Origin of the sequence: Photorhabdus temperata (assembly GCF_025384845.1) — a bacterium.
In the GTDB taxonomy this organism is placed as follows: domain Bacteria; phylum Pseudomonadota; class Gammaproteobacteria; order Enterobacterales; family Enterobacteriaceae; genus Photorhabdus; species Photorhabdus temperata.
This window is the reverse complement of the sequence record NZ_JAJAFX010000125.1, coordinates 1-4,071: the sequence shown is the minus strand read 5'-3', so window position 1 is coordinate 4,071 and position 4,071 is coordinate 1. Positions and strand designations below refer to the sequence as shown.

General features: G+C 60.2%; 2 protein-coding genes and 1 pseudogene. 1 reads left to right on the top strand and 2 read right to left on the bottom strand.

What is annotated here, in order from left to right:
* The first annotated feature begins 617 nt into the window (after nt 1-617).
* Nucleotides 618-881 (top strand): hypothetical protein, encoded by a 264-nt coding sequence (locus LGZ99_RS23610; RefSeq protein WP_262979758.1) that lies wholly within the window; start codon nt 618-620, stop codon nt 879-881.
* A gap of 4 nt (nt 882-885) precedes the next feature.
* On the opposite strand, the gene xerC is transcribed toward LGZ99_RS23610, so the two are convergent.
* Together xerC and LGZ99_RS23600 are read right to left on the bottom strand one after the other, a co-directional pair.
* Nucleotides 886-1,998: a site-specific tyrosine recombinase XerC gene (gene xerC / locus LGZ99_RS23605; RefSeq protein ID WP_262979757.1), complete on the bottom strand. Its 1,113-nt coding sequence runs from the start codon at nt 1,996-1,998 to the stop codon at nt 886-888.
* Nucleotides 1,985-4,071: pseudogene (locus LGZ99_RS23600) on the bottom strand (DNA primase); the annotation flags it as partial. The gene xerC and the pseudogene LGZ99_RS23600, both read right to left, overlap by 14 nt.

Here is a 4,071-nt window from a genome sequence, read left to right as displayed (position 1 = left end):
ACAACCCATTCCATTGCGAAGCTGATTACCGAACGCCGATTTTCCTAATGCCCTCAGTCAGTTACCACCCGGTTTTTCCCGTGCTGCTTTGTCGCCGAACTCAAAACCCCCTGACGCGCTTTTCGTACCCGAAGGCCGGTTTTCCCCGCCAAGCCCTTGTCAGTGTAGCGCCTTTTTCGGCAACGGGCGAACGTCGCCCAACTTGTTTGGGCGGCGGGCGCCCGTTCTGCGGGCGCGGGCGGCAGAGAGCCCGCAAGCGGCGCCCCTGCGACGCTCTGAGGCACGGGCGTTTCAGACCAGGCTCGGCTTTGCATGACCTCGCTGGGTTCAGGGAAGCCCCCGGGGGCTGCACGGGGCGGAGATGGCGAGCACGGGAACGAGCAACGGAGCGCAGCGCAGTGCGAGCCGCGCGCAGCCAGTGCAGCAGGGTTGGGGCGGGGGGAAGTCAATGAGCGGAGGCCGCAGGCCGACCTGCCTTTAGGGGGGTTGGCTGGACGATAACACGGCAGCTAAAGAAGCACGCGGGATTGTCGATGGCCGGCTCAGACGCTGACAGCAGAAGGCGCAGCCTTGTGCGCCACACCCGCCAATGCTGACCCGCGGGGGCGCAAGACATAATGCCAATTATACGCATTAAGCCGCTCATCAATGCTCAAGTGATTGCCCGGGCTCACCGGCGCAGTGCGTATAATTCCCCCCGCATTATGTTCAATAGGCGTTGGGCGGCCTGGACCGGCTCAACGGGGACGTCAGCGGTTGGGCCGCCTGACGACTATTTACCCCCGCGTGCGCCGAGGCTGACGGGCAGTCCGGCCACGGTCTGCCCCCACACCGAACCCGCCCAACTTAACGGGGGCGGACGGACGGTCAGAGGATATTGAGGTTTCAGGTCGGCGCCGGGCTGTCCGGCGGCGTGTCAGCGTCGGCGTTGTCTTCGGCGTACAGGTCGGCCAGTAAACCCACTTCATCGGCGTCGCTGACTTTTTCGTCGGCCATTTGCTCCGCCGGATGCGTACTGGCGTGTACCGCCTGCAAGGCCCGGATAGAGACCTGCGTATACACCTGGGTGGATTCCACGCTGGCATGGCCTAACATCGCCTGTATCCAGCGCAGGTCCGCCCCGTTCTCCAGCATCTGGGTTGCCATCGCGTGCCGGAACAGGTGGCAGGCACCTTTTTTCTCGATGCCGGCGGCCCGGATATAGCCGCTCACGGCATGGGTGATACCGTTCGGTTGCAACCCGTCTAGCCCGTCCATCGCCACGAACAGCGATTGAAGGTCCGGGGTGACCAGCAGTTGCGGGCGGACCTGTTGCTGATAGAACTGGAGCCAGCTTAAAGCCCGTTCGCCGAGGGGCAACACCCGGTCTTTATTGCCCTTGCCCTGCCGGATGGTCACGGTTTTGCGTGACCCGTCAATGCTGTAGATATCGAGCCGGGCCGCTTCACTGCGCCGTATCCCCGTTGACCAGAGCAGCTCCATCAGGGCCCGGTCGCGCGCGCCCTGCAACGTATGCGGGTCAGGCAGCGACAGGATATGCTCGATTTCATCAATGCTCAGGATATACTTTGGCAGCCGTTTTTCTTCCCGCGGCAACTCAATGTCCGCTGCCGGGTTCGCCAGTATCAGATTCTGTTTCGTCAGCCATTTGAACCACACCTGTAACGGCTGCAACTGCGTGCGTTGGGTGCGGATGCTCAGCGGCTCTCCGTTGGTCTTGCGGTACTGGTACAGGTAGCGCTGGTAACGTTCCAGTATCGGCCGCGTGATATCCGCGGCATAGTACAGGCCCCGTTCCGTGGCCCATAGGATGAAGCGATAGGTGTGATGGGTCTGTACTTTCAGCGTGGTTTCCGACCAGTTCCGCTCCTGCCGCCACGCCACAAAGCGCAGCAGCAACGCATACAGGCTCTTCGGGTCATGTGCCGGACCCACCGGCTGACGGTAGACGTCATCGACGGTCAGGAGACTTCCTTTGCGCGGTTTACGGTTTGCCATGATTGACTTCCGGTTGAGATTGAGTGGCGGGCGCAGACAAGGGGCGTGTTTTCTTTTTTCCTTTTATCACTGTGTCTTCCGTTACCCCGACTTGCGGCACGCTGAACCCGTGTTCTGCCTGCCCTGATGGGGATTTTTTCGTCCCAGACTTGACCCTAACTTGACCCAGACTTGAGGCAGACTTGCGTTCATTGAAGTCAGACTTGCTCTCCTGACCTGTCGGGACGGCTGCCGGCGTTTTATCCCTGTCGGGCACGGGCAATGCGTCTCCGTGATTATTTTCCCTGATAACTGCGTTTTCATCTGCCCGGACTTGTGCACCCGCAGAACCTTGTGCTGTCTGGGCTGACGCGGGTTTTTCTTCCCCAGACTTAGACCAGACTTGCCCCAGACTTAGGGAAGACTTGCCACCTTCCGGGTCAGACTTGCGTTCACTGCCTGCCGTTTCTGAGTCCGGTTCTCCGACATCCAGCAGGCCGCACAGGTGCGCCGCGCCGTTGTCTTCCCCGTCCCACAGCAGTTCATAATGCAGCAGGTGCCCCCGGCTGCCGCCATGCGACAGCAGGTATTCCATTTCGGTGAGACGCTGACAATGATTCTTAAGCTGGCTGTCGCTCCAGTGGGTAAAGGCGCGGATATCCCGCCGGGTAAAGCGCACTTCGTTTGGCTGGCAGTGCTGGATTTGCGCCTGTGCGTTCACCATCGCCTGTATCAGCAGTAACAGCTTACGCGTCTGCGGCGGCATTTCATCCAGCGTGCGCCCCAGCACGTCATGCGCCAGCTGGTTAGCCAGGGTAATGTCGTCTTGGGTGACTTCGATATATTCGATGACCTGTCCGCGGTGGGTGGTTTTCTTCACTTCACGTTGATACTGGTGCAGCAAGGCAATGGCTTGTATCAGCGTCAGGTATTTCATATGGTCGCGCCGCATCCGGGTTTTATCGCTTAAAAAAGTGAGCTGGTGCGCATACGGATTCACCACTTTCAGCGGCCTTAACAGGCGCTGGGCATTCTGGTGTAACTGCGTCAGATAGCTTTTCTCCGAGTCAGCCAGCAACCCGGCCAGCGTCTGGCGGTGCCGCTGCATGGCGTGGATGGCCTGCGTCTGCTCGCGCGATTCGTTGACCGTCAGCACCAGACAGCGGTTCAGCAGCTCTTCATCCACATCAATGGCCGTCGTCGTTAACATCAGCATCACCGGTCCCTGTACCTTGTATTCCCGCGTCACCAGTTCGCCGCTCTGTTCGTTCTTGCCGGTGCTGGCGATTTTCAGCTCGCCGTCGGACTGCAACAGTTTCAGGGCATAGGCCGCCTGCCGCACGCCTTCTTCTTCGGCTATCGCCAGTATTTTGTGTTGCAGGCTGGTTTCCCCCAGATAGTAGAGGCTCTGCCCGGTCATCGCCGAGTACTGGATACGTTCCTCTTCCGGCATCAGGTTCAGCACCGCCTCCATCAGGGACGATTTCCCGGCAGCGGAACTGCTTTGTATCAGCACGGCCAGCGGTTTATCGAGTTTGCGCGAGACCGCCGCCAGATACCCGGTCAACAGATTGGTGGATTCGCCGACCACCCCGCAGGCGGCCATGTCGTTGATAATCTGTTCTGTTAAGTTCGGTGATGTCAGCAACGCCAGCGCGGTGGCTTCGTCTTCCGCGCTGACCGTCACCGCCGTTGTCCCTGAGGCTTCGGCCTCCGCTCGCTGCTCGGCATCCTGTTGTTGTTCCAGCATCAGCAGCACCCGCCCGGCTTCGCGTTTAATCACAGACGGCTCGCATGCCAGCTCTTGCGCCGCCGTGCTGATGTAGTTCTGACGATGCCGCGCATGGTACATGTCCAGCGTATCCACATGGAACAGGCCGGACGTTTCATCGCGCACCTGCACATTCACCTTCATCACATCCGGCACCGGGGATTTTTTCATCCCCCGTATCCGCCAGACCCGGGGTCCGCTTTTCATCAGCAGTTCACCGCAGGCCGTGCGCTCACAGGGCACCGGTGCTACTGGCAACTCAGGCCGGGCAGCTAAAGAAGCCGGTTGAAGCTCACTGGCGCTTTGTGGCGGCTCCGTCACTG

Bases quoted from the DNA above. Each gene is read 5' to 3' on its own strand.
- LGZ99_RS23610 (WP_262979758.1), top strand. From the start codon at position 618: ATGCCAATTATACGCATTAAGCCGCTCATCAATGCTCAAGTGATTGCC.
- xerC (WP_262979757.1), bottom strand. From the start codon at position 1,998: ATGGCAAACCGTAAACCGCGCAAAGGAAGTCTCCTGACCGTCGATGAC.